Source organism: Synechococcus sp. 1G10 (assembly GCF_002252625.1).
Lineage (GTDB): Bacteria > Cyanobacteriota > Cyanobacteriia > PCC-6307 > Cyanobiaceae > Regnicoccus_A.
The window spans coordinates 30,013-54,687 of the sequence record NZ_NQKW01000015.1 but is presented as its reverse complement, the minus strand read 5'-3'; the positions used below and the strand labels follow the sequence as shown (position 1 = coordinate 54,687).

25 protein-coding genes are annotated in these 24,675 nt (G+C 67.1%); 6 read left to right on the top strand and 19 right to left on the bottom strand.

The window, feature by feature from the left end; all coding sequences use genetic code 11:
* Positions 1-1,311, top strand: coding sequence for a chloride channel protein (locus CJZ82_RS12500; RefSeq protein WP_094556108.1), 1,311 nt, complete (start codon positions 1-3; stop codon positions 1,309-1,311).
* On the opposite strand, the gene CJZ82_RS12495 is transcribed toward CJZ82_RS12500, so the two are convergent.
* The 3 genes from CJZ82_RS12495 to CJZ82_RS12485 are packed head-to-tail and all read right to left on the bottom strand — an operon-like array spanning position 1,262 to position 3,569.
* Positions 1,262-2,266 carry an RluA family pseudouridine synthase gene (locus CJZ82_RS12495; RefSeq protein WP_094556107.1) on the bottom strand — a complete coding sequence of 335 codons (1,005 nt, stop codon included), beginning with the start codon at positions 2,264-2,266 and terminating at the stop codon, positions 1,262-1,264. The genes CJZ82_RS12500 and CJZ82_RS12495 overlap by 50 nt on opposite strands.
* A complete protein-coding gene (ylqF, locus tag CJZ82_RS12490) occupies positions 2,263-3,186 on the bottom strand; it encodes a ribosome biogenesis GTPase YlqF (RefSeq protein ID WP_094556120.1) in 924 nt (307 codons plus the stop codon). The genes CJZ82_RS12495 and ylqF overlap by 4 nt, the downstream gene beginning before the upstream one ends.
* Complete coding sequence (locus tag CJZ82_RS12485) at positions 3,186-3,569, bottom strand: universal stress protein (protein WP_094556106.1); 384 nt, start codon at positions 3,567-3,569, stop codon at positions 3,186-3,188. Before CJZ82_RS12485 ends, ylqF begins: the two co-directional genes overlap by 1 nt.
* A gap of 137 nt (positions 3,570-3,706) precedes the next feature.
* On the opposite strand from CJZ82_RS12485, the gene pgk reads away from it, so the two are divergent.
* Positions 3,707-4,912, top strand: a complete 1,206-nt coding sequence (pgk, locus tag CJZ82_RS12480; RefSeq protein WP_094556105.1) for a phosphoglycerate kinase — start codon at positions 3,707-3,709, stop codon at positions 4,910-4,912.
* Between the two features lie 6 nt (positions 4,913-4,918).
* Here the strand turns inward: pgk and CJZ82_RS12475 are convergent, their stop codons facing one another.
* A complete protein-coding gene (locus CJZ82_RS12475; protein ID WP_094556104.1) occupies positions 4,919-5,305 on the bottom strand; it encodes a hypothetical protein in 387 nt (128 codons plus the stop codon).
* A 72-nt stretch (positions 5,306-5,377) separates the two neighbouring features.
* Between CJZ82_RS12475 and CJZ82_RS12470 the strand changes: the two genes are divergently transcribed.
* Positions 5,378-6,274, top strand: coding sequence for an NAD(P)-dependent oxidoreductase (locus CJZ82_RS12470; protein WP_094556119.1), 897 nt, complete (start codon positions 5,378-5,380; stop codon positions 6,272-6,274).
* Here CJZ82_RS12470 and CJZ82_RS12465 read toward each other — a convergent pair.
* Positions 6,264-7,019, bottom strand: coding sequence for a hypothetical protein (locus CJZ82_RS12465; protein WP_094556103.1), 756 nt, complete (start codon positions 7,017-7,019; stop codon positions 6,264-6,266). The two genes, CJZ82_RS12470 and CJZ82_RS12465, sit on opposite strands and share 11 nt — an antisense overlap.
* Positions 7,020-7,091: 72 nt before the next feature.
* Here CJZ82_RS12465 and CJZ82_RS12460 point away from each other — a divergent pair, with 72 nt between their 5' ends.
* Complete coding sequence (locus CJZ82_RS12460) at positions 7,092-8,171, top strand: glycosyltransferase (RefSeq protein WP_094556102.1); 1,080 nt, start codon at positions 7,092-7,094, stop codon at positions 8,169-8,171.
* 9 nt (positions 8,172-8,180) lie between these two features.
* Here the strand turns inward: CJZ82_RS12460 and cobD are convergent, their stop codons facing one another.
* Positions 8,181-9,353 (bottom strand): threonine-phosphate decarboxylase CobD, encoded by a 1,173-nt coding sequence (gene cobD / locus CJZ82_RS12455; RefSeq protein WP_094556101.1) that lies wholly within the window; start codon positions 9,351-9,353, stop codon positions 8,181-8,183.
* Between the two features lie 168 nt (positions 9,354-9,521).
* Between cobD and CJZ82_RS12445 the strand changes: the two genes are divergently transcribed.
* The gene (locus CJZ82_RS12445) at positions 9,522-10,343 is read left to right on the top strand and encodes a pentapeptide repeat-containing protein (RefSeq protein WP_094556099.1); all 822 of its coding nucleotides are present in this window, start codon (positions 9,522-9,524) and stop codon (positions 10,341-10,343) included.
* Positions 10,344-10,346: 3 nt separating this feature from the next.
* Here the strand turns inward: CJZ82_RS12445 and CJZ82_RS12440 are convergent, their stop codons facing one another.
* The 6 genes from CJZ82_RS12440 to CJZ82_RS12415 form a co-directional block, all read right to left on the bottom strand.
* Positions 10,347-12,512: a type II secretion system protein GspD gene (locus tag CJZ82_RS12440; protein ID WP_094556098.1), complete on the bottom strand. Its 2,166-nt coding sequence runs from the start codon at positions 12,510-12,512 to the stop codon at positions 10,347-10,349.
* Between the two features lie 115 nt (positions 12,513-12,627).
* Positions 12,628-13,458 carry a hypothetical protein gene (locus tag CJZ82_RS12435; protein ID WP_094556097.1) on the bottom strand — a complete coding sequence of 277 codons (831 nt, stop codon included), beginning with the start codon at positions 13,456-13,458 and terminating at the stop codon, positions 12,628-12,630.
* A complete protein-coding gene (locus CJZ82_RS12430) occupies positions 13,455-14,168 on the bottom strand; it encodes a PilN domain-containing protein (RefSeq protein WP_094556096.1) in 714 nt (237 codons plus the stop codon). The genes CJZ82_RS12435 and CJZ82_RS12430 overlap by 4 nt, the downstream gene beginning before the upstream one ends.
* Positions 14,165-15,088 carry a hypothetical protein gene (locus tag CJZ82_RS12425; protein ID WP_094556095.1) on the bottom strand — a complete coding sequence of 308 codons (924 nt, stop codon included), beginning with the start codon at positions 15,086-15,088 and terminating at the stop codon, positions 14,165-14,167. The genes CJZ82_RS12430 and CJZ82_RS12425 overlap by 4 nt, the downstream gene beginning before the upstream one ends.
* A gap of 94 nt (positions 15,089-15,182) precedes the next feature.
* Positions 15,183-16,388, bottom strand: coding sequence for a quinone-dependent dihydroorotate dehydrogenase (locus tag CJZ82_RS12420; protein WP_094556094.1), 1,206 nt, complete (start codon positions 16,386-16,388; stop codon positions 15,183-15,185).
* The gene (locus CJZ82_RS12415; RefSeq protein ID WP_094556093.1) at positions 16,385-17,113 is read right to left on the bottom strand and encodes a ribonuclease H; all 729 of its coding nucleotides are present in this window, start codon (positions 17,111-17,113) and stop codon (positions 16,385-16,387) included. The genes CJZ82_RS12420 and CJZ82_RS12415 overlap by 4 nt, the downstream gene beginning before the upstream one ends.
* A gap of 77 nt (positions 17,114-17,190) precedes the next feature.
* On the opposite strand from CJZ82_RS12415, the gene CJZ82_RS12410 reads away from it, so the two are divergent.
* Entirely contained in the window at positions 17,191-17,901 is a 711-nt protein-coding gene (locus CJZ82_RS12410) for a DUF3747 domain-containing protein (protein WP_094556092.1), read from the top strand.
* Positions 17,902-18,152: 251 nt separating this feature from the next.
* On the opposite strand, the gene rplL is transcribed toward CJZ82_RS12410, so the two are convergent.
* The 7 genes from rplL to CJZ82_RS12375 all read right to left on the bottom strand — a co-directional run bounded on the left by rplL (position 18,153) and on the right by CJZ82_RS12375 (position 24,667).
* Positions 18,153-18,536 carry a 50S ribosomal protein L7/L12 gene (gene rplL, locus CJZ82_RS12405; protein WP_094556091.1) on the bottom strand — a complete coding sequence of 128 codons (384 nt, stop codon included), beginning with the start codon at positions 18,534-18,536 and terminating at the stop codon, positions 18,153-18,155.
* A gap of 62 nt (positions 18,537-18,598) precedes the next feature.
* A complete protein-coding gene (gene rplJ, locus CJZ82_RS12400) occupies positions 18,599-19,129 on the bottom strand; it encodes a 50S ribosomal protein L10 (protein ID WP_094556090.1) in 531 nt (176 codons plus the stop codon).
* A gap of 287 nt (positions 19,130-19,416) precedes the next feature.
* Positions 19,417-20,124 carry a 50S ribosomal protein L1 gene (rplA, locus tag CJZ82_RS12395; protein ID WP_094556089.1) on the bottom strand — a complete coding sequence of 236 codons (708 nt, stop codon included), beginning with the start codon at positions 20,122-20,124 and terminating at the stop codon, positions 19,417-19,419.
* Between the two features lie 119 nt (positions 20,125-20,243).
* Positions 20,244-20,669 carry a 50S ribosomal protein L11 gene (gene rplK / locus CJZ82_RS12390; protein WP_094556088.1) on the bottom strand — a complete coding sequence of 142 codons (426 nt, stop codon included), beginning with the start codon at positions 20,667-20,669 and terminating at the stop codon, positions 20,244-20,246.
* A gap of 123 nt (positions 20,670-20,792) precedes the next feature.
* Positions 20,793-21,476, bottom strand: a complete 684-nt coding sequence (gene nusG / locus CJZ82_RS12385; RefSeq protein WP_094556087.1) for a transcription termination/antitermination protein NusG — start codon at positions 21,474-21,476, stop codon at positions 20,793-20,795.
* A 63-nt stretch (positions 21,477-21,539) separates the two neighbouring features.
* Positions 21,540-21,788, bottom strand: coding sequence for a preprotein translocase subunit SecE (secE, locus tag CJZ82_RS12380; protein WP_094556086.1), 249 nt, complete (start codon positions 21,786-21,788; stop codon positions 21,540-21,542).
* 68 nt (positions 21,789-21,856) lie between these two features.
* Complete coding sequence (locus tag CJZ82_RS12375) at positions 21,857-24,667, bottom strand: ATP-dependent Clp protease ATP-binding subunit (protein WP_094556085.1); 2,811 nt, start codon at positions 24,665-24,667, stop codon at positions 21,857-21,859.
* Between the last annotated feature and the right edge of the window lie 8 nt (positions 24,668-24,675).

The window sequence follows — 24,675 nt, the reverse complement described above, 5'->3', positions numbered from 1 at the left end:
ATGGCCTTCCTGCGCCGGGTGTCATTGCGGAAGATCGCGAGCCTGCTGCGGCTGTTCCTGCTGGTGAATGCGATCGGCATCGGGGTGTCCCTGGCGATCTGGGTCTACGGACTGGAAATTCAGGCGGTGAATGCCCTGCGCCTCCAACTGGCCAATCACCTGCCCCGCTGGTTCGTGCTGCCCATGATGGGCGCGCTGGGGGGCGCCATCGCCGGAGGCCTGATCAGCGCTGTCGAGCCCGGTGCCAAGGGATCGGGGATCGTGCAGGTGATGCTCTGGCTGCGAGGGGTGCCGGTGCCCATGGGTTGGCGGGTGGCGGTGGTGAAGCTGCTGGCCAGTGGCGTGGCGATCGGCGGCGGCATCCCGGTGGGGCCTGAGGGGCCATCGATTCAGATCGGTGCCTCCCTGGCCAAGGAAGCCGCTGGTGGGATTTACCCCCACGACCACCAGCAACGTCTGGCGGTGGCCATCGGCAGTGGCGCGGGATTGGCTGCCATGTTCCACTCCCCCCTTGGTGGAGCGCTGTACACGATCGAGGAGTTGCTCAAGCGCTCGGACGTGCGCACCAACGCCATCGCGGCCTTCGCCACCTTTGCCACCATCGCCTGGACCCGCCTGCTCTCGGCGGCTCCCGTGGGACCGGCCTGGCTGCGTGATTTGTTGCCGATGATCCTCTATCCCAGCCGCCTCGATGATTTCCGCCTGGTGGATGTGCCGATCCTGCTGCTGCTGGGAGTTCTCGCCGGCGGCTTGGCGGTTTTTTATCAGCGGGGCATCCTGCGCCTGCGCCTGACCCTGAGGCAGCTGAGGCTGGAGGCCTGGCAACTGCTGCCGCTGGTGGGGCTGGCGATCGGCCTGGGCTGGTCGCTCCTGCCCGGCAGCTTCGACAACCCTGACCGCCTTGACTTCGACGCCCTGCTGGGGCTCAGCGCCCCGTCCACCGCCCTGTTGGCCCTTGGGGTTGAAGGAGTGGGGACGGCCGTGGCGGTGGCGGCGGAGGCCCCGGGAGGATTTTTGGCACCGGCCCTGGTGGTGGGCGCATCCCTGGGCACCCTGGTGCAGCAACTCTGCCTTCTGCTCTTTTCCTATGCCCCCGCCACCCTGCTGTTCGCCGGGGGCGGCGCCTTCCTGGGAGCCCTCACACGCACGCCGCTGACGGCGATCCTGCTCACCTTCGAGCTGAGCAAGAACTACGCGTTGCTGCTGCCGATCGGCTTTGCGGTGCTCACCGCCATCGCCGTGGCCGACCAGCTCGAGCGCCTCACTCTGTTCGATGTGATGCTCGAGGAGGCCAGCCCGGGCTCCCGCTGACGGCTGGGTTGAGCCGCTGGCGCAGGGCGGTGAGCAGGGCCTCGAACACTGGCGGCAGTGGAGCCGCGAAAGCCAGCCGCTCGCCGCTGATCGGATGATCGAGACCCAGGGCCACCGCATGCAGGGCCTGGCCGGGCAGCTCCAGCGGCAGCTTGCGGCAGCGGCTGTAGGTGGCATCGCCCACGATCGGATGGCCGATGTGGGCGCAGTGGACGCGAATCTGATGGGTGCGGCCGGTGTCGAGCCGGAAGCGCAGCAGGGAGTAATCGCCGAGGCGCTCGATCAGGGTCCAGTGGGTGCAGGCGAAGCGACCCTTCTCATCGGCCACCACGGCGTATTTCTTGCGATCGGCAGGATGACGGCCGATCGCCCCCACGATCGTGCCGCTCTCGGCCGCAGGCGCCCCATGCACCACCGCCAGGTACTCCCTTGAGGCCACCCGCTTCTGGATCTGCACCTGCAGTCGCACCAGGGCCTCCTGGCTCTTGGCGACCACGATGCAGCCGGTGGTGTCCTTGTCGAGGCGATGAACGATGCCGGGGCGCATCTCACCCCCGATTCCGGGCAGATCGGGGCAGTGGTGCAGCAGACCATTCACCAGCGTGCCGTCGCGGTTGCCCGGCGCCGGATGCACCGTGAGGCCGGCCGGCTTGTTGAGCACGATCAGGTGGGCGTCCTCGTAGAGAACATCGAGGGGTATCGGCTGGGGCAGCAGGTAGGGCAGCGGCTCAGGCGGCGGCATCCACAGCTGCACCTCGTCGTGGAGCCGCAGGGGAGTCTTGGCCCTGCCTGTGACGCCATTGACACGCACGTAGCCGGCATCGATGAACTTCTGGATGCGGGCCCGGCTCTGCTCCGGCCGCTGGGCCACCAGCCAGCGGTCGAGGCGCATCGGCAGCGGCTTCGGGTAGTGGAGCGTGACCAGTTCACCCTCTCCTTCGCCAAAGCCCGTCATGCCGGATCAGGCGGCAGCTCGAGGGCGATCGGACCGAGGAAGGAGCGGCGGAAGTCGTCGAGCAGGCGCTGGGCCATGCGGGCTGTGTCGCCACTGGTGTGGCGGGCGGCGGCGGCCTCCAGCCAGCCCCAGCCATCCACCACGGTGTCTTCCAGGCGTGTGATCGGCACGCCATAGCGCCCCAGTGCGCCACTGAAGGAGATCCCCGCCGCCGGATGGACCTGCAAACCATCAAGCAGGCGCAGGAAGGCCACGGCCACGGCCTCGCCGTCGTAGGCGGCCTGGCCGATGTCATCGCAGAGGGCGAGCAGCAGGGCGGCGCGCTGATCATCGAGGCGTGGCGGCAGCACCCCGGGGGCATCGAGAAGATCCAGCTCCTGGCCAAGACGGACCCAGCGCAGGGTGCGGGTCACCCCGGCGCGGCGGGCGCTTTCGACCACCTTCTGACGCACGAGGCGGTTGATCAAGGCCGACTTGCCAACGTTGGGGAAGCCGAGCATCAGGGCGCGCACCGGGCGCGGCCGCATTCCCCGTCCCGCCCGGCGGGAGTTGAGCTGCCCACCAGCGCGGATGGCCGCCTCCTGGAGCTGCTTGACGCCAGTGCCCACCTTGGCGTCGCACCACCAGGGGGTTTCACCCCGCTCGCGCAGCCAGTGATCCCAGGCCTGGCGGGCCGCTTCGTTGATCATGTCGCGTCGGTTGATCACCAGCAGACGCGGCTTGGTTTTCATCCAGCGCTGCAGACGGGGGTGGCCGGTGGCCCGGGGGATGCGGGCATCTCGCACCTCAATCACCAGATCCACCTTGGCGAGCTGGGTGAACAGCTGCCGCTCCGCCTTGGCGATGTGCCCCGGATACCACTGGATCGCTGGTGCCGACTGGCTCAGACCCTCACCGACGGGGGTGGCGATCCCCTCCATCAGGGCACCACCAGCACAGGGCATGGGGCTAACTGAATCACCCGCGACGCGGTGCTGGGCTGATCGTCGTCGAGGGACAGGCCACGGGTGCCCATCACGATCAGGTCGGCATTGATCTCATCGGCCACATCCCCGATCACGAAGGCGGGCCGCCCTTCGCGCTCAATCACCTCACAGGTGACACCGGCCTGCTCGAAGTGGCCGCGGGCCTGCTCCAGAAGCCGCGCCACAGCGGCGGCATCGTGCATGACACCCTCTTCGGGCTCCACCACGGAGAGCACCACCAGGCGGCTGCCGTGCTGGAGAGCCAGCTTCAGGGTCAGGGCCGCCGTGTCCATGGTCTGGCGGCTCTGGTCGATCGGAAACAGAACGGTGTTGAACATGGGTTCGCCATCAAGTGGTCGCCATCCCGGCGCAAGGGTCAGACAGAAGATGCCGCCCCACTTGTCCTAGCGCCCGCCTGGGACCTGGGCCGAGGGCTGCGGGTTAATCTCTCCCATCCTCGACCTCCCCAGCCCCCATGGCGAAGCGATCCCTGACCAGCCTGTCCGTTGCCGATCTGCAAGGCAAGCGTGTTCTGGTGCGGGTCGACTTCAACGTACCTCTGGATGAGAGCGGTGCCATCAGCGACGACACCCGCATCCGCGCGGCCCTGCCGACCATCACCGACCTCACCGCCAAGGGCGCCAAGGTGATCCTGGCCGCCCACTTCGGCCGGCCCAAGGGCGAGGTGAATGAAGCGATGCGCCTCACCCCGGTGGCTGCCCGCCTGAGCGAGCTGCTGGGCAAGCCGGTTGTGAAAACCGAGAGCTGCATCGGCCCCGATGCCGAGGCCAAGGTGTCGGCCATGGCCGACGGTGATGTGGTGCTGCTGGAGAACGTGCGCTTCTTCGCCGACGAAGAGAAGAACGAAACCGAATTCGCCATGAAGCTGGCGGCCCTGGCAGAGGTTTACGTGAACGACGCCTTCGGCGCCGCCCACCGGGCCCATGCCTCCACCGAAGGCGTGACCGAATTCCTTCACCCCAACGTGGCCGGTCATCTGATGGAGAAGGAGCTGCAGTATCTGCAGGGCGCCATCGATGAACCGAAGCGCCCGCTGGCGGCCATCGTGGGAGGCTCCAAGGTGAGCAGCAAGATCGGCGTGCTCGAGTCGCTGATCGACAAGTGCGACAAGGTGCTGATCGGCGGCGGCATGATCTTCACCTTCTACAAGGCCCGCGGCCTGGCGGTGGGCAAAAGCCTCGTTGAGGAAGACAAGCTCGAGTTGGCCAGAGAGCTGGAGGCCAAGGCCAAGGCCAAGGGCGTGCAGCTGCTGCTCCCCACCGATGTGGTTCTGGCCGACGCCTTCTCCCCCGACGCCAACACCCTCACCACTTCGGTGACTGAGATCCCCGATGGCTGGATGGGCCTCGACATCGGCCCGGATTCGCTCAAGGCCTTCCAAGCCGCCCTGGCCGACTGCAAGACCGTGATCTGGAACGGCCCCATGGGAGTGTTCGAGTTCGACAAGTTCGCTGCCGGCACCAATGGCGTGGCCCACACCCTGGCCGATCTGAGCGCTCAGGGCTGCTGCACGATCATCGGCGGCGGTGATTCCGTGGCAGCGGTGGAGAAGGTGGGGGTGGCCGAAAAGATGAGCCACATCTCCACCGGGGGCGGTGCCAGCCTCGAGCTGCTGGAGGGCAAGGTGCTTCCAGGTGTCGCCGCACTCGACGACGCCTGAGGCCGCTCAGATCTGGTCGGCCGGGCCGTCACCGCGGCGGCCCTGGGGTGCCTGTAAGCCCAGCCGCTGATGCAGGGCCCGGGCTTCCTCCCTGGTCCGGCCCATCAGCTCGCGCCTGGCCTGACGTTCAGTCTGGCGGCAGGCGCTGAGTGCCTCCAGGTCCTTGGCCTCGTTCAGGCAGCGCTCGCCCTTGCGGAGGATGGCGATCTGGTCGGAATGGTCCCGCAACGAGAGACTGCGCTGCCCTTTGAACAGCTCACTTTTCTGGTTGGGGGTCAACTGAAGGCGGGTTGACCCGGTCTGGGCCTGGCCCGAGCCCACCTGCAGCAGCATCGCCAGGGCGGCCGCGGCGGGAGGCATCAGCACAAGCTGGGCATTCCGGATGAACGACATGGCGGAAACGGTTCAGGCTCAACCATGCTCGCCTGGCCGGATCACCAGGGTCCAACTGAACGGGCAGAAGTGATGACCAGATCTTTCGTGGCCTTCCTCGGTCTTGGAGCTCTCGGGGCACCGATGGCGGCCCGGGTACTGGCGGCAGGGTTTCCTCTCATCGTCCACAACCGCACCCGGGGGGCAGAAGAGCCGCTGGCCGCCTCAGGGGCCACCAGAGCGTCAACAGCGGCTGCAGCAGCGGCCTCAGCCGAGCTGATCGCCGTCTGCCTCAGTGATGACACCGCCGTTGAGGAGGTGCTGTTCGGCCCAGCCGGGGTGGCCGAGGGCGCGGCCCCAGGCTCCCTGGTGATCGACTTCTCCACCATCGCGGCAGCCACCAGCCAGCGGCTGGCCGCCCGCCTGGGCGAGCTGGGAGTGGGATATCTCGATGCCCCGGTCACAGGCGGCACCGAGGGGGCTCGAGCCGGCACGCTCTCCCTGTTGGTGGGAGGCTCCAGCAACCACCTGGAGCGTGCTCGCCCGCTGCTGGAGGTGGTGGGTGGCCGGATCAGTCATTTCGGGCCGGTGGGATCGGGCCAGCAGGTGAAGGCCGTCAACCAGATCCTGGTGGCCGGAAGTTACGCCGCCCTGGCGGAAGGACTGGCCCTGGCCAGGGCCCTGGGGCTGCCGCTGCAACAGGTCTGCGCCGCCCTCGAAGTGGGTGCCGCGAGCTCCTGGGCCCTGCAGCACCGTGCCGGAGCGATGATCGACGACTCCTACCCCCTCGGCTTCCGCCTGGCGCTGCATCGCAAGGATCTGGCGATCGCCCTCAAGACAGCCGCCGCGGCCGGCGTGACCCTGCCGATCAGCACCAGCGTGGCCGGGATCGAGGATGCCCTGATCGCAGCCGGTCACGGCGACGAGGATGTGTCAGCTCTGGCGCGTTGGTTCAGCCCAAACCAGGCTCCAGGTTTGCTCAGGGAGTGAGCGCGGCCTTGTCGGCCACCACCCGCACCCGCTTGGTGGTGCTGATGATGCCCTTGGGGTGGACCAGCAGCACGGCCCAGGTCTGGCTGCCGGGCTTGAGGGGTGCCTGCACCGATTTGAACAGGCCGCCACCGCCGAGGGCCGCCAGCTCCAGATCGGGGGTTTCCAGGGCGCTGATCTGCTCAGGCGTGATGGCGGCGATGCCACCGGCTGCCACCGCCCCATCGAGCGGTTCATCGAAGACCACGTCCACATCGTAGCGCTGGCCCGTGAGGACCGCGTCCGGAATCAGCACACTCACCGGCAGGCTGGCTTCGCCGCTGCGCAGGGTGGTGCTTTCGCGAATCAATTCCTGGCCGTTCAGCCGTGTGCCGTTGGCGCTGAGGGCCAGCACCTGCTCGGCCTGCAGGCTGTAGCGGAAGGGGCCCTCCGAGCGGCTGCCGGTCACCGCGATGGCCACGGTGGGGCGACCGTCGCGCAGGGGAGCGCCGCTGCTCACCGTCCAGCGGGCATCGGGGAAGCGCTCACGCAGAAGCTTGTAGCGGGCCTCCAGGCGAGCGGGATCCAGGCCGGGGCCCGCTTCCACCATGGCGGTCAGGTTGGAGGAGTTGCCGCTGTTGAGGGCGCCCTCCAGGCTCTGGAGCAGGGCCGGGGACGGTGGGGCGGCCTTGGCAGCCGGCAGGCTGACAACCACCGTGGCCGCCAGCAATGCCAGAAGAAATGGGCGGAGGGGCGACTGCGGCATCAGGGGAGGCCATGGCGGCCCTTTTAAGTTAGGCCCGCCCAGGTCAAGCGCCGTGCCCGTCAGCGAAGGTCCATGTCCAGGCTTCTGATCGCGGCCAGCGGCACCGGCGGGCACCTGTTCCCGGCCCTGGCGGTGGCGGAAGCCCTGCCCGACGGCTGGCAGGTGCAATGGCTGGGGGTTCCCAACCGCCTCGAGCGGGAGCTCGTTCCCAGTCGCTATCCCCTGCACACGATCCGGGCGGGGGGGTTGCAGGGCCGGGGCCTGCGCAAGCTGTGGCAACTGCTGCGCCTGATCGCCGCCAGCGTGGCGGTTCGCCGGCTGATCCGGCGGGAGGGCATCGGCCTGGTGTTCAGCACCGGGGGCTACATCGCCGCGCCGGCGATCCTGGCGGCCCGCTGGTGCGGGGTGCCGGTGGTCCTGCATGAATCCAACGCCATCCCCGGACGGGTCACCCGCCTGCTCGGTCGGCACTGCAGCCGGGTTGCGGTGGGGCTGCGGGCAGCGGCGGAGCGCCTGCCCAAGTGCCGGCCCCTGGTCACCGGCACACCGGTGCGCGCCGACTTCCTGCGGCCAGCCCCCCTGCCCAGCTGGGTGCCCGAGGGAGAAGGCCCCCTGGTGCTGGTGATGGGCGGCAGCCAGGGTGCCCTCGGGCTCAACCACATGGTGCGCCCCCTGGTGCCGAGGCTGGTGGCCGCCGGCTGCCGCGTGGTGCACCTCACGGGCAGCAGCGATCCGGACACCGGCAGCCTGCGGATCCCCGCTTACATCGAGCGGCCCTTCAGCGACGAACTCCCCGGCCTGTTGCAGCACGCCCAGCTGGCCATCAGCCGCGCGGGGGCCGGCAGCCTCAGCGAACTGGCCGTCTGCGGCACCCCCACGATTCTGGTGCCGTTCCCCCAGGCGGCCGACCATCACCAGGACGCCAACGCCGAAGCCGCCGCGGCTGCCGGAGCCGCCGTGATCGTGTGGCAGCACACCTCTGAGCATCCGGCCCTGGAGCAGGCGGTGTGGCGGCTGCTGGGGCCACGGCTGCGCGGGGCAAGCGCTGGCCTCGATCCGCTCCACACCCTGAGGGCGGGCATGGAGCGGCTGGCGGTGCGCGACGCCGATCAGCGGCTGGCAGAGCTGCTGATTGAGCTGGTTAGCAGCTGATCGAGCTGGTCAGCGCCTGATCTCCTGCCGCAGGGCCCGCAGCAGCCGTCGGTTGTTGCGGCGGTTTTGCAAGGCAATCCGCAACCAGCGCTCGCCCAGGCCAGCAAAGGAGCGGCAGTCGCGCAACAGCACGCGATGGTGCCGCTCCAACCGCTCGCGCAAAGGCACCAGGGAACTCTCCGAACGCACCAGCAGGAAGTTGGCGGCCGAAGGCAGTGGCGTGAGACCTGGCAGCTGCTGCAGGCCCTGCTCCAACCAGGGACCCTCCGCAGCCACCCAGCGCTGCACCCGCTGCTGCCAGCGCCGATCGCCCACCACCGCCTCCCCCACGGCGGCGGCCAGACCATTCACCGGCCAGGGGTCGCGCCAGCCGGCCCAGCGCCGCAGCCGGGCCGGATCGGCCAGGGCGTAGCCCAGACGCAGGCCAGCGATCGCCAGCAGCTTGGTGAGGCTGCGGATCACCACCAGATTGGGGTGGTCCTTGAGCAGCGACACCAGCGACTGCTCCTCCCCGCCCGGCACCAGGGGCAGAAACGCCTCATCCACGATCACCAGCTCAAAGCGCTCCAGCAGCGGCTCGAGAGAGCTTCGGCTCCAGAGCTGGCCTGTGGGGTTGTGGGGATTGGTGATCCACACGGCCTGGTGCGCACCGGCCGGAGCTGGCGGCAGTGGCTGGGGCCAGGTCAGCGCTCCCGGCAGCGGCAGCTCCAGGGGCCAGGCGCTCCAGGCACCGCCCCAGCAGGCCAGGGCCCGGGGATAGTCGGCAAAGCCCGGGACTGGCAGCAGGCTGGCGCCCGCTGCGGCCGCATCGCGGGCCAGCCAGGTGAACAGCTCGGCGGCCCCGTTGCCTGGCAGCACAGCGGCCGGATCGAGCTGGTGATGGGTGGCGATGGCCTGGCGCAAGCGCAGCTGGTCGCGGTCGGGGTAATCCCGCAGGGGCGAAGGCCGGCCTGCTGGCGTGCGCACCGCCGCCGCCAGCACCCGCCGCACCGAAGCCGGCGGCCCGAAAGGGACCAGGGAGGCGCTGGCATCGAGCAGATCGGCCGGGCGGCAGCCCAAACGCCGGGCCACGGCCTCCAGGTTGCCGCCATGGCGATCGGGCGCCGCTGGCTTCAGCTCTGCGGGCTTCAGCGACCGAGCGTCCGTGTCAGCTCCAGCAGGCTCCCCATAGTGAACATCCATGCTCTACAGCCTGAACCAGCTGTTCGCACACATGGTGCCCCTGGTGATCTTGCCGGCAGCCTGCAAAGGAATCACAATCTGCTCTCGCCTAAGCGTTAAGCAACGTGACGTGGCGACTTCCCCAGTGGCCACCGGCTCAAAGCAATCCCCCTTCACCCCTCATCTGGCATGGCGCCCCCGCCGCGAACCCATGGCTTCCTGCTGAGGGGAGCACTGCTGCTCGTCACTTCCACCCAGTTGCTCTCAGGAGCGGCCCAGGCTGCCGAGACCAGTGAAGTGATGCGACTGCTCGAGAAACGGGCCTGCGCCAGCTGCCGACTCCAGGATGCGGATCTGGTCCATGCCGACCTGCGCGACGCCGACCTGAGCAAGGCCCAGTTACAGCGGGCCAACCTCAGCCGCGCCCAGCTGGATGGAGCCAATCTCCAGGGCGCCAATCTCACCTTCACCTCGCTGCTGGGGGCCTCTCTGCGCGGCGCGGACCTGCGGGGCGCCCAGCTGGAGGGCACCGATCTGCGCGAGGCCGACCTCAGTGGGGCACTGCTGGATGGGAATGCCCTGGCTCGCAGCCACTGGAAACAGGCGGTGGGGGTGAATCCAAATGCCAGCAACTACGCCGATCTGCACAATTCCGGCGTCGAGGCTGCTCTTCAGGGACGAGCCAGAGAGGCCGAAACCTATTTCAACCAGGCCATCCAGAAACAGCCTGACGCCGCTCTGAGCTGGCTGGCTCGGGGCATCAGCCGGGCCGAGCAGGACAAGCGCGATCTCGCGGCCGCTGATTTCACCTATGCCGCCAGTCTTTATGAGCAGCAGGGCAACTTGCCGGTAGCAAAGCAGATTCTCAAAGGCGCCGAAGATCTGAAGAAGGATCCCGACTCCAAAACAGCTGGCAATGGCTGGGGCGGTCAGTTGATGCAGGCCTCAGCAGGAATCTTTCAACTCCTGGCCCCACTGGCCATCAAATACTTCGCCCCATTGGCTTTCTGAGCTTCAGGGGCTATACATTAAGCGGCGAGCATCCCTGCTGGAAGGATTATATCCGTAACCAAAGCTGCCGCCTTGCTCATCGTCGATGATGCGAGGAGTGACGAGGATCACCAACTCATTCTTATTGCGGGAACCACTGGTCTTGCGGAAGAACTGACCTAATAGAGGCAAATCTCCCAAAATTGGCCATTTCGACACGACCTGGAAATCTTCATCCGAGATCACCCCGGTGAGAATAAGGGTTTGGCCGTCGCGCACACGCACGCTACCAGTGTCAAGGCGCCTCAGACGCAGGATGTCGATATCTCCGCAGCCCGGCACTGGCTGACGATCAACCACACCGGAGATTGCCGGCGAGAGGGTGAAAGTCACGAAGCCATTGTCATCGATCTTGGAAACTCGGGCCCCGAAGGTGAGGCCAGCCGTACTGAATGAAGGTTCACACGTGGTGCCAGCATTCTCGTTCTGAGTGACATCGTAGGAAGTAACAACTTGCCGGCCTACTGTCACAAACGACTCATTTGCCCGTGTTCGACCGATCGTGGCTTGACTCAGACCGGAGGTGTCGCTGGACCCACCCCCCTCGCCGCCAGAGGACAAGCCTACGCCGCCCACATCGGCACCACCGACGATGGTTTCTGGATTTTCACTCAGGATGAGAGTGGGGCTGGCTAGGACTTTGGCGTTTTCAGACTGGATCTGCGCGCTCAGGAAGTCAAAAAAAGTATCCTTAGGATACTGCATTCCCGGGTTGGAATTTGGTGTCGGCGAGCCGAGAACGTTATCGAGAACACTACTGCGGTTAAACGCACCTGCCGCTGGTGGCAGCAGACTGCCGAACGCGCCCAGCAACTGGCCCCCATTGTTAACAATGAAGTTATTGCCGTAACGGAAAGCAAAGCTGTTGTCGATCTTCGTGTCGTTCGTGAGGGTCAAATCCAGGATCTTCACTGACAAGGCCACCTGGCGCTGGCGCAGATCCAGCTGCTTGAGATACTGCTCTCCAATTGCCACTAACGATGGCTCTCCCACGATCGTGATCGTGCCCAGCCGTGGATCAGTGGTGGCGCGAAGCCCCACCAGGGGACCGCTCGAGGCTCCAAAGGCCTCTACGGTCTGCTGGGTGGATGTGGTACTCTGTGATGTGGCGGTGAGACCGCTGCCGGCGGGCTGAGCCCCCAGGGGCACACCCTGGGACACTGCTGTAGTGATCGTGTTGGTCTTGGTGACCTGGGCCCCGAGGTTGGCGAGATAGTCAGCTGCAGAGTTGGCGGAAACCTGGTTCAGGCGGTACACCTTGGACATCTGGGGACCGATGGTCTTGCCCAGCACATCGGAACCCACCAAGATGGTGTTCCCCTCCTTGCGGGCCTGCAGCCCGGAGGAGAGCAGTACAAAGTTGAAGGCCCGCTCAAAGAGTTCGTTCTGGAACGCGACCGTCACCGGAGAGGAGGGCTGTCTCGTTGACCCTTGTGGCCCCATTCCCCCCGCCGCCATTGAAGCATCGGAGAAAGAAAAGCCGTACCCACCCATCTGGGACAGCACCATCAGCACATCGCGGGGGTTGGCGCTGCGGGTGGTGAGCGTCACCGGCGGGCCGTAGAGGCTGAGGTAGCCGCGGTTGCGGATCGTCATCGTGCCCACGGCGATATCGCCGGATGGGGGCGCCACCGCCCGGGGCCGCAGTGGCGGCACAAAGGAGGAGGTGGGAACCCGCCCCGGTGCCCTCAGGTCAATACCGGCCGACTGACTCATCGGCAGTTGGGGTGCATCGAAGCGCACCGTCAGATCTCGGCCATCACTGCTCACCACCGGCGTGCCCAGGTTGCGCCCGGGCATCGGCGTCACCTTCAGCTGGAACTCCGTGCCGGTGCCATCGAAGGTGATCGAGTCCACGCCTGCGTCGGTCATCGACAACGACTGGGGGCCAGCTTGGAGACCACGGATCCGGTCGGTGCGCAGCTCACCCAGCCACACCCGGCCCTGCAACTGCTGACGCAGATCGTTGCCGGTGCCCGCGTTCTGGATCACCAGCTCCAGGGAATCTGGCAGTCGTCGCAGCTTCAGCTGCAGGCCGTCGGAGCGAATGGCCGCCTGGGCCAGGGCTGGAGTGGGGGAAAGCGTCAGGGGCAAGGTCGCCAGCAAGGTGCTGCTGGTGGCCAGCCACATTCCGGCGCGGAATCCAATACCAGCTGGGCCCATCAACACGTTTATCACGCCGGAATGGTATAGGGAGTGCTCTGTAAAAACCAGTTGATCAAATGCAACTGTGGCCCCTGCCCTCTCATAGGGGTGGAGCCGGGGGCGGCGCTGTGGGCTTGGGCTGGGGAGCCGGCGGTGAGACCGGTTCAGCGGGGCTGGCCTCTGGGGGCGTATCAGCAGGAGCTGGGGCGACGGCGGTGTTGGCTGGTTTGCCGGATGGCTTGACGCCTAGGCCTTCGCTGTAGAGGGCCAGGTTCAGCTTCAGCACAACCTGGGGAATGGGCGGCGCCTGGGCTGCGGGCCTGTTGGCGACCGGCTGGGCCTGGGCACGGATGGCTTCCAGATCAAGGTTGAGATCGCTCTGGGCCACCAACAGGCTGAAACGCTCCAGCCGGCGCAGGAACAAGAGCAGGTTCGGATAGCGGCCACGGGCGCTCAGCAGCAGGGTCGTGCGGCGCAGGCCATCGGCTTCGAGCGGATCAGGCGGGGCGGCGGCCTCCTTCTCATTTCCGCCAGCAGGCGCCGGAGCGGCAGCAGGCTTGGCCTCCACGGGCTCAAACACATCGAGCTGAACCCCAGTGGCTGCGGCTTCCCGGTTGAGCTGGGCCAGAAAGGTGCTGATCTGGCCGCTGCCCGCGATCAGCTTCAGCAGGCTGGAGCGCTGACCATCCACGGTCTTGACCTGGTCAAGCTGGCGCACCCGCTGGGCCCGCAGCAGCGGCAGCCGCTCATTCATGCCCCGAAGCTCATCAAGCTGGAGCTGATTGCGGCGCAGCTGATCCCAGGGCTGAAACACTCCCCCGAGGGCCACCAGGCCTGTCACCACCGCCCCAGCCGCAACGGGCAAGCCGATCAACACACCATTGCGCAGAAGCAGGGACCGGGGCGGTGCGCCCTGCTGAAGATTGGTCATTGCAGCAAGCCTTCCTTCTGCAGAAGCTCCAGGCGGCGTGCCATGCCCCCAGCGCCCAGCTCCTGCAGCTGGGTCAACTGGACCGATCCGGACGGTGAAGGGCTGAAAGCCGCACTGACTTCAAACTCCACGAAGCCACTCTCGGGGGCCCTCCTGCTCTTGTTGGGGTCTTTGTCGTTGCGGATCGCGCGATTGAGATTCACGCTGGCAGGGTTGATCAGTGGCGAACCCTTCAGTCGCAGCACCAGGGCGTTGATCCGCTCAAAGGCCCCGGGGTCGCTGGTGCGGCCCTTGAGCTGCAGATCTTCCTTGCCCACTTGAACCGAAGTGAGCTGCAACTCAGCCGGGGTGCGGCCTGCCAGGTCCGTCATCAAAGCTGAGCCTGATCGCACAGCGACCAGACCAGTCACCAGCTCAGCATTTCCTTTGCTCTTGCGCTCCAGATTCCCCTTGTCGGCGGCGAGTTCAGCCTCCAGCGTCTCCACCTGGCCCCTCACCGGCGCCAGCCTGGCAAGTTCCTGCTCCAGCAGCATGGCCTGCAGCTTGAGCAGCAGCGTCGCCCCGAGGGCGCAGAGCACGAGGCCAGCGCCGATGGCCGATCCGATCAGCACCAGCCGCATGGCATCGGGCGGCCTGGGCGGCTCCGCGGGGAGTCCCAGCTCAAGGCGGTGTTCACGCAGCAGGTCAAGGCCGGGAAGAATCTGGCTCATGGAACCAGCTCCGCTAACGTCAGCCCATGCAGAGTGAGCAGAGCCGGGCCGGGGGGCAGCTCCTCTTCGCCGTCATCGGGGGGGAGAGCGATCCAGCCCTGGGCCACCGGATCGAGGATCTCCACCGGCCAGTCGCCGCTGCGGCGCAGGTTCTCGGCCAGCAGAGGTAGCTCCGGGCTGGATCCTGCCAACCAGAGGCGAACGTCCGTCGCGCCGGGATCCCGGCTGCGCCAGTAGGCCAGGTATCGCTCCAGCTGATCGGCAATGTCGTCCATCGAGCCGTTCAACTCCTGCCCATACTCGGGCAGACCATGCCGCACCAGGGTGAGCCGTGCACCCCGCTCGTACGGCACCAGCAACGCGTCGAGCCGATCAGGCCCGGCACCCTCCAACAGAGGAGCCAAGGCCCTCAGTTCACACACCTGGGCGGCTTCCAGGCGTTCCAGCTCCACGCCGGCGATGTCGAACACCTCGATCCAGCTCAGCACCCGCTGGCGGGGCGCAGTCACCAGGAGGGAGGAACAGCCAGCGGCCTGACCACCATCAGCCTCCAGAGGCAGGAGGCTGATGGTGGCCTTGGACAGCTCATAGGGCAAAGCCAAGGCGGGATCGATCTGGCGCAGGGCCTCGCCCGGCTCCTCAGGCCATTCGTCGAAGGGCCACTGCACCACCCTCCAGGCACAGGCCGCAGCCGGCAGCGCCGCCACCACCTCAGCCCCCACCAGACCGAGCTCAACCAGCAGATCGCCGATCAGATCGCCCAGGGCCATCACCTGCTGGGGATCGCCTCCGGAGCAGGCACCGGCGGGCAGGGACACCCGCCGTAGAAGATCCAGCTGCAGCGGCTGGCCGCGACCCTTGGTGGTAAGCACCGTGACCGCTCGATCCTCCAGAGCGATCCAGACCCGGCGTGGAAACAACTTTGCGAGGAATGGCTGGAGTTGTTGCCGCAAACCGGCAAGGACCAATCGTCTCGTCCTGGAATCCGCACGCAGCCTATCGGCCTAGAGGCGTTTACGCACCTACCCAGGGCAGACCGCTGCCCACGACCTCACTGAGGTGGCTGCAGCCATGACGATCCAGCTGGTCGCCCAGACCCTCGAGAATCGCCGGCACCAGGCCCGGACCCTGATAAATCCAGCCTGTATAAAGCTGGATCAGCGAAGCTCCCGCCGTGATCCGCTCCCAGGCGGCCTCGGGGGAATCGATGCCTCCCACCCCAATCAGCGGCAGGGCTGGACCGGCCGTGGCCCGTAGCCGCCGGATCACTTCCAGAGCCCGACCGCGCAGGGGAGCGCCGCTGAGGCCGCCGGCCTCCTGGGCGAGGGTTTTCCCGGTCTGGGGGAGGCGCCGGTTCTCCAGCCCGAGCCGGTTGACGCTGGTGTTCACCGCGATCACCCCGGCCAGCCCCTCCTCATAGGCCAGTCGGGCAATCGTGTCGATGGCGTCGTCTTCAAGGTCGGGGGCGATCTTGACCAGCAAAGGCGGGCAGGCCGAGAGACGGCGCAGCCGCTCCACCAGGCGCCGCAGCTGGATGGCGTCCTGCAGGTCGCGCAGGCCCGGGGTGTTGGGTGAACTCACATTGATCACCATGTAGTCGGCCAGGGGCGAGAGCAGCTCCAGGGAGGAGGCGTAGTCGTCGGGGGCCAGCTCCAGGGAGGTGATCTTCGACTTGCCCAGATTGAGGCCCAGCACCGCAGGCCGCTGGCCCGGCAGGGGCAGGCGCTGGCGCTCAAGGTTGCGCTTCACCCCCAGGGCGCCGTCATTGTTGAAGCCCATGCGGTTGAGCGCGGCACGCTCCTTGGCCAGGCGGAACAACCGCGGCCGCGGGTTGCCCGGCTGGGGGTGCCAGGTGATCGTGCCAAGTTCGGCGAAACCGAACCCGAACAGGTGCCAGATCCCAGCCGCCACCGCGTTCTTGTCGAAGCCAGCGGCCAGCCCCACAGGATTGGCGAAGCGACAGCCGAACAGCATCTGCTCGAAGCGATGGTCTCGCCGTTGCAGCTCGGCGCCGAGGCCCGCCAGGCTTCCCGACACCAGGGGCCAGTCGCGGCGCAGGGAGGCCTGAGCCAGGGCCGCGAGGGTGAGGCTGCTGAGCTGCTCAGCATCGGCGCCCTCATCTCTGGCCAGCAGCGGGCCCACCCAACGGCGGTACAGCGACCCAGTGCTGGTGCCGCCGCTGGCGCCTGATGCGGCGTGGTCCGGATGCTCCAGGATCATGGAGACTCCTGCAGGTCGGGCTCGGTGCGCTCCAGACGCCAGCGGCCATCGCTGGTGGGACTCACCCGCCAGTCACGCCAGATCCAGGGGCCCTGCCGCTCTTGCAGACGGGCCAGGGGCTGCTCCACCAGGCGGGCCAGTTCGGCGGTAGTCAAGGCGTAGCCGCCGCTGGCGAGGCGGTCGGCCACCTCAAGGCGGGTGAGCAGTTCGCCAAGGGCCGCGGGAGCCGGCTGATCGAGCCCGTCCCCCTCACTCTGGTCCAGCTCGGGGGAGCTTCCGCGCGAGTAAGCCACGGCGATCGCATCGCAGCGGTCGTTGTCGGGATCACCGCTGTGCCCTTTGACATGGGCCAGACTCAACCCCGGCAGCCGTGCCCGGTCCAGCTCCTCCCAGAGGTCGCGGTTGAGCACGGGACCGCCGGAGGCGGTCCGCCAACCCTTGCGCTTCCAGCCCGGCATCCACTTGGTCAGACCATCGATCAGGTAGCGGCTGTCGGTGCGCAGGCGCAGATCGGGATGAAGGGGCAGATTCCGCAACTCCTTCATCACGGCCAGGGCCGCGGTGAGCTCCATGCGGTTGTTGGTGGTCGCCGCAGCGGCACCCCCCAGTTCGCGCACGCTGCCGTCCTCGAAACGCAGCAGACAGCCCCAGCCACCCGGGCCAGGATTGCCGCTGCAGGCGCCATCACAGGCGGCCGCCACCACCCGAGCCGACTCAGCTGCCACTGGGCAAGCCGGCCATTGTTCGGTAGACAGTGGTGCCGTAGACCTTGGCAACGATGTTTGGACGCGTGAAATCGACCATGCAGCGAACCTACCTGGCCCTTGCTGGGGCTGGGCTGGCCGCCACCGCGCTCCAGGCCGTCACAACGCCCCTGGCGGAAGCCGCCGGTGTCTTCGACAGCCAACCGGTGGAAGCGGCCCGCTTTGCGGTACTGGCCAAGCCGGTGGGCTTCGCCGACTGGTCACTGGTGCTGATCGAGCAGACGGCCGACGGCCAGCCCTGCTGGCAGGCCAGGCCCGACGGCCTGGTGGATGCCTCGATGAACCGCTTCGACTCCAAGGGGATCTGCACCAGCTACGCCGGCAGCAACGCCTACTCCCTGCGGGTGGCTGGCCAGGACCTGGCCAGCCGCTACCGCCTTCGCCTCGCTCAGGTGGGCAACGAGCTCCAGTTGCAGGGCATGACCCCGGCGGACACCACCCTGCTGCTGCTGGGCAGGGGCCAGTTGAGCCGCAGGGATCCCAATGGATTCGTTCCGATCAAGCTCGAAACCGACTGGCAGCTGAACCGCCGCGTCTTCGGCCAGCAGACCCTCAACCACATCTATTTCGCTGCCAGCAGCCCCCTGGAGCAATTGATCGCCCAGGCCGGCGGGGGCAGCCCCCAGAGCGTTCAGCCCATCGCCAGCGCACGGCCGGGCAGCCTTGGACGCGCCATGGAGAACATGGCCAGAGGTGGCGAGCTGGAGAGTGGTCCGATCGCTCTGCAGGTGATCCCCTTCCGGGAGTGACAGTCGACACAGCGGCCCTCGCCGCTGGCGCCCCTTGGATCCGCTCCGTATCTTTGACATGTGTGAGGAGTGCAGAACGCTCTCCCGGGGTCGAAACGAGGACAGACTCCCGGCATCGTTCCACCTCGAAAGCCTGCCTTCGGCGGGCTTTTTTTTGTCTTGTCGTCCCCCCCAGCAAAAAGCCGGCCCCTGGAGGCCGGCAGAAACGAGCGGGGTGGTGTTGGCAGAGGGGGAACCTCCGCCGGGCGCGATCACTTGATGGTGACTTTGCCGCCCACTTCCTCGATGGACTTCTTGAGGGCTTCGGCTTCGTCCTTGGTGATGCCTTCCTTGACAGCCTTGGGAGCTGCCTCGACGAGGGCCTTGGCTTCGCCCAGGCCGAGGCCGGTGGCCTCGCGGACGGCCTTGAGAACCTTGATCTTGGCGGCGGCGTCGAAGCCGTCGAGGATCACATCGAACTCGGTCTGCTCTTCAACAGCCTCAGCGGCAGCGGCAGGAGCAGCCGCCATCATCACGCCGGCGGAAGCGGCGGCGGACACGCCGAAGGCCTCTTCGATCTGCTTGACGAGCTCGGAAGCTTCCAGCAGGGAGAGGGTCTTCAGTGACTCGAGAATGTCGTCAGTTTTGGTGGTCATGGTTGAGAATCAGCAACAGATCTGTGGAATGAAACCGGCCGAGCCGGTGAATTTCGAGGGGCTCAGCTGGCGTCGCCGCTTTCGGCGTGCTGCTTGAGGGCCCGGGCGAGACCGGAGGGAACTTCGTTGATGCCAACAGCCAGCTTGGTGGCCACCGCATTGATCGCACCAGCAATCTGGGCGATGAGCACCTCTTTCGAGGGCAGCTCACCAAGGGCCTTGATGTCGTTCTGGGAGAGGAGCTTGCCTTCGAAAAGGCCGCCTTTCACATCCGACTTCTTGGTGTCCTTCTGGAAGGCCTGAATGGCCTTGACGGCACCACTGACATCGCCCTTGATCAGGATGAAGGCGTTGGTGCCGGTGAGCAGGGAATCGAGTTCCAACCAGGCACTGTTTCCATCGATGGCACGGCGCATCAAGGTGTTCTTTGTCACCTTGCAAATGCCGTTACTGGCCTGCAGACGGATCCGCAGATCAGACATCTCCTTGATGGAAAGGCCCTTGTAATCAAGGACCAGTGCCATTTCGGCCTCACCGAGGAGCCCCTTGAGCTCTTCGATGATCTGTTGCTTGTTCTCCAGCGTGCGGCCCATGGGTTTGGTACGGAGTTGGGGGAACAAGCCGGGACGCGGCCGCCGACTCCCCAGCCGGTGTTAACCGAAGGGAGAGCATCGAGGCCGCTGAACGGTGATCCGCCCGGAGAATCCGAACCGAAAAAAGTCGCGTGCACCTCGGCAGGGTTTACAGGACTGGAGCAACTGGAATCTCCCACCGAAGCGGGGAAACCGAAGCCAAAGAACTGACCTGCTGTCTTGGGCCGGGCGCGTGCCCGATCCATGAGCCTACACGGCAGGTTGCGCCATCAATCCACGCCCGGCACTCAGCCCTCCAGCTTGATGTCCTGCAGGGCGGTGAAGTCGACGGAAACGGAGGGACCCATCGTGGAGGTGAGGTAGAGGCTGCGCCAGTAGCGGCCCTTGGCACCGCTGGGCTTCTGGCGATCGATTGTTTCCTGCAGGGCCTTCAGGTTCTCCAGCAGGTCGTCGACTGAGAAGCTGGCTTTGCCGAAGCGCACGTGCACAATGCCGGTGCGATCGGCGCGAAACTCAAGCTTGCCCGCCTTGAATTCGTTGATGGCCCCCGCCAGATCGGTGGCCACGGTGCCGGCCTTCGGGTTCGGCATCAGGCCACGGGGACCGAGCACCCGGCCCAGCTTTGCCACCTTGGGCATCATGTCCGGGGTGGCGATCAGCAGGTCGAAGTCCATCTGACCGCCGGCGATGGCGTCCACCAGCTCGTCGTCACCGGCGAGGTCGGCACCGGCCGCCTTGGCCTCGGCCACCTTCTCGCCACGGGCGATCACGGCGATGCGGATGGTCTGGCCAGTGCCCTTGGGCAGGGCCACGGTGGTGCGCAGTTGCTGGTCGGTGTACTTGGGATCGATGCCAAGGCGAACGTGGGCTTCGATCGTTTCATCGAACCTGGCGTTGGCGTTGGCCTTCACCAGCTCGAGAGCCTCGAGCGGGGTGTACTCGCGGTCCTCGATCTTCTCGAGCAGAGCGGTGAAACGCTTGGATTGTCTGGGCATGGGTTTCAGCGGGGTTCAGGCGACAGGCTTTCCGCGGCCAGGGCCGGCGGTGACTGTCTCCCCCGGGTGGGGTGATTGGGGTGGATGAAGCAGGAGGGCGGAGCTGGGCTCCAGCGGGATCAGTCGCTGATGGCGACGCCCATGTTGCGGGCGGTGCCTTCGATGATGCGCATGGCCGACTCCAGAGTGGAGCAGTTGAGATCGGGCAGCTTGGTGCTGGCAATCTCATGGAGCTGGGCACGGCTGATGGCGCCCACACTGCCCTTGGCAGAGGTGGCGGCACCCTTGTCGATGCCGGCGGCCTTGGTGATCAGCACCGAAGCCGGAGGCGTCTTGGTGATGAAGGTGAAGCTGCGGTCTTCGAAGACCGAGATTTCAACCGGGATCACATAGCCGGCCTTGTCCTGGGTGCGGGCGTTGTACTCCTTGCAGAACGCCATGATGTTGACCCCGTGCTGGCCGAGGGCAGGGCCCACCGGTGGTGCAGGGTTGGCTTTGCCGGCGTTGAGCGCCAGCTTGATTACGGCAACGACTTTTTTGGCCATCGGCTGGTCTACGGAGGGAAGCGCTGCGGATCGCCTGACCCTTGGGTCAAGGCGTTGGGCGGCGACACCCGAGAGATGCCGCCAGGTTGGGCCGCCCTCCGCAGGGAGGCGGCCCCGTGGCGATCAGCTTTGCTTGCTGATCTGGGCGAACTCGAGTTCCACCGGGGTTTCCCGGCCGAAGATCGAGAGCAGGGCCTTGAGCTTGCTGCGCTCGCCGGAAACCTCGATCACCTCGCCCTGGAAGTCCTTGAAGGGGCCCGCCGTGACCAGGATCTGATCGCCCTCGGCCAGATCGACCTTGACGACGGGCTTCTTCTCGGCGGCGCGTTTGAAGATCCGTTCGACTTCCTGACGGGTCAGGGGCCTGGGCTTGATGTGACCACGGGCCCGGCCGGTGGAGCGACGCTCCTCCTGGCCCACGAAGTTGATCACGTTGGGGGTGCTCCGCACCGCCATCATCGTGTCTTCATCGAGCATCATCCGCACCAGCACGTAGCCAGGAAAGACCTTTTCCTCGGCGGCCTGGCGGCTGCCGTCTTTCTTGAGCTTCACCGCCGGGGTCTGGGGAATCTCGATCTCGAGGATGCGGCTGTCGACCCCCAGCGTGATGGCACGTTGCTCCAGGGTGGCCTTCACCTTCTTCTCACAGCTGGAGGCCACCTGCACCGCATACCAGCGGGCCACCATCGGCTTGCCTTCGCGCTCGACCGCCGGGGGGGGAGCTTCAAGGGCGAGCGCGTCAACGGTGGCGGCGTCCTCAGGGGCGCCGTCGAGGCTGGCGGCAGTGACGAGATCGGCTTCGGACACGGGGACGGAGGAGTGGGTGCTCAGAACGAACAGGACGGGGAGAGTGATGGAGCCACCGGCTCCTCAGGGAAAGACCTGGCTGGACGCCCAGCTGTAGAAGCGATCAACGGCGGCGATGGTGGCGGCCGAGAGGCTCACCATCAGGATCACCGCCACCGACTCGCTGAAGAGCTGCTGACGACTGGGCCAGACCACCTTGCGCAGCTCCTCCAGGGTGGAGGAGACGAAACCGCCGACACCAGCGGGCTGGGCAGGCTTGGCCTCCGGCTCAGCGATGTCGTCGGGGGCGTTAGTGCGGCTGGGAGAATCCACGGGCGCGGGCGCACCGGACGGCAAGGCGAACCGGCAAACGAACACCCTACCGGACACCCTTTCAACCCTTACTCCAGGGGGAGGAAGCGCAGACTCTCGGCACCGCCGGGGCCGGCAGGATCGCCGAGGCAGACGCGCACGCCTCGGGCCCCGCGGAAATGGTCTTCGAGCAACTCGGTGGCCAGGGGATTCTCGATGCGACGGCGCAACACCCGGCGCAGGGGCCGGGCGCCGAATTCCGGCTCATAGCCCAGTTCCGCCAGCCGGCTCACCACCGCCTCATCGATTTCCAGCTCCAGCCGTTGCTCCCGCAGCAGCGCCGCCAGCTCCGCCACCTGGAGTCGCACAATGCGTTGCAGGTCGCTCGGCGCCAGGGGCCGGAAGCGGATCACCTCGTCGATGCGGTTGAGGAACTCCGGCCGGAACTGTCCGGCCAGGGCGCGCTCCACCGCCGCCTCAAGGCCGGATTCGTCGCCGCTGCGCGCACTTTCAAGAATGGCTTGGCTGGCCAGGTTGCTGGTCATCACCACCACGGTGTGGCGGAAATCGACCGTGCGGCCCTGGGAATCAGTGAGGCGGCCATCGTCGAGCACCTGCAGGAGCAGGTTGAACACCTCGGGGTGGGCCTTCTCCACCTCATCGAGCAGCAGCACCGCGTAAGGACGGCGGCGCACGGCCTCGGTGAGCTGCCCCCCCTCCTCGTAGCCCACATAGCCGGGGGGCGCCCCCACCAGCCGGGCCACGGCGTTGCGCTCCATGAATTCACTCATGTCGAGCCGCACCAGGGCGTCCTCCTCATCGAAGAGAGCCGCCGCCAGGGCCTTGGCCAGTTCGGTCTTGCCCACACCGGTGGGACCGAGGAAGAGGAAGGAGCCCACGGGCCGGCGCGGATCCTGCATGCCGGCCCGGGCCCGGCGGATCGAGGCCGCCACCGCCGCCACCGCCTCAGGCTGGCCGATCACCCGCTCCGCCAGGCGCTGCTCCAGCTCCAGCAGCTTCTGGCGTTCCCCAGCCAACAGCCGCTGGATCGGGATGCCGGTCCAACGGGCCACCACATCGGCGATGTCGCCCTCCTCCACCTGCTCGCGCAGCAGGGAGAGACCGCCGCGCTGATCATCGAGCAGTTCCTGCTCCAGGTCGGCGCGGCGCTGTTGCACCAGTTGCAGCTGATCCACCTGCAGGCGAGCCGCTTCCTCGAACTCGCCGTCCCGTTCGGCCTCGGCGATCGCCAGCCTCAGCTCGTCGTCCTGCTGCAGCAGCTCCCTGAGCTCCGCCAGCTGATCGCGCTCCGCCTGCCAGCGCCGCTGCAGCTCCTGCAGCCGCTCCAGGGCGGTGCGCCGCTGCTCCTGCAGAGCCACCCGCTCGTCCTGGGAGGAGGCCTCAGCCCCGAGCAGGGCCAGCTCGATCCGGCGCAGGTCGAGTTCGGCGGCCTCCACCACCTGGGGCTTGGAGGTGACCTCCATGCGCAGCTGGGCGGCGGCCTCATCGATCAGATCGATCGCCTTGTCGGGCAGGCAGCGGTCGGCGATGTAACGCTCGGCCAGACGCACCGCCGCCTGCAGGGCCCCATCGGTGATGGTGACGCCGTGGTGGAGCTCATAGCGCTCCTTGAGGCCCCGCAGGATCTCGAGGCTCACTTCCCTGCTGGGCTCACGGATCACCACCTGCTGAAAGCGGCGGTTGAGGGCGGGGTCCTTCTCCACCGTGCGGCGGTAGTCCTCCGGAGTGGTGGCCCCGATGCAGCGCAATTCACCCCTCGCCAGGGCCGGCTTGAGAATGCTGCCGGCATCGGCACTGGAGCGATCGGTGCTCACCACGGCGTGCAGCTCATCGATGAACAGCACCACGCCACCATCGCCAGCCACACCACCGCGGCCCTGCTCCGGCTCCTTCACCTCAGCCAGCACGCTGCGCAGGCGTTCCTCGAACTGACCACGGAACTTGGCGCCGGCGATCAGGGCACCGAGGTCGAGGGCGATCAGGCGCAGGCCCTTGAGGGAGTCGGGCACTTCGCCGCTGGCGATGCGCTGGGCCAGGCGTTCGGCGATGGCCGTCTTGCCGACGCCGGGCTCCCCGATCAGGACCGGGTTGTTCTTGCCGCGGCGGGAGAGCACCTGGATCAGCCGGCGGATCTCGGTGTCGCGGCCGATCACGGGATCGAGCAGGCCCGCGCGGGCGGCGGCGGTGAGGTCGCGGCCGTACTGCTCGAGGGCGCTGGGCTCAGCCTCCAGCGTCAGCGGCTGCTCAGGTGCTGGCGTCGGGGCTGGCCTGGAGCGGCGGGGGAGGGGGGCGGCCGCAGGGCCAGACAGCGGCGAAACCGCAGATGGCTCCTGGGACGGGCTGTCGATCCAGTCATCAGCTGGAGCAACCGGAGCTGAGCTGATGCCCGCCGGGCTGGGGGCGGGGGCAGCAGCGGGCCGCAGCTGACGCAGCAGCTCAGGCTCATTCAGCCCCTCGTCCGCCAGCAGCGCGCCCCCCAAGCGAGGTTCATCGAGCAGGGCCAGGAGCAGATGGGGAATGTCGAGCAGGCGCGACCCCCAGCTGGCGCGGCGGCGGTCGGCCTCCTCCAGCAGGTCTTCGAGGGCATCGCCGATGTAGAGCTCGTCGCCAGGCGAGGAGGGCTGCTCGGCGCAGAACGCCTCCAGACCATCGAGCAGGCGCTCGCGCTCGATCGGCAAGGGATCCACCCAGGCCGCAAAGCGCGGATCCTGCAGCAGAGCCTGGAGCAGATGCTCCACATCCATCTGGTCATGGCGCCAGCGGCGGGCCTGATCCTGGGAGGCCAGCAGCAAGTTCCAGGCGGCCTCGCTGAACCGGTCGGGATCGCTGGTGAGGCTGACGGGCTGGGGGGTGCTCAAGGGCAGGGACTCAGGGCGCATCGGACCGC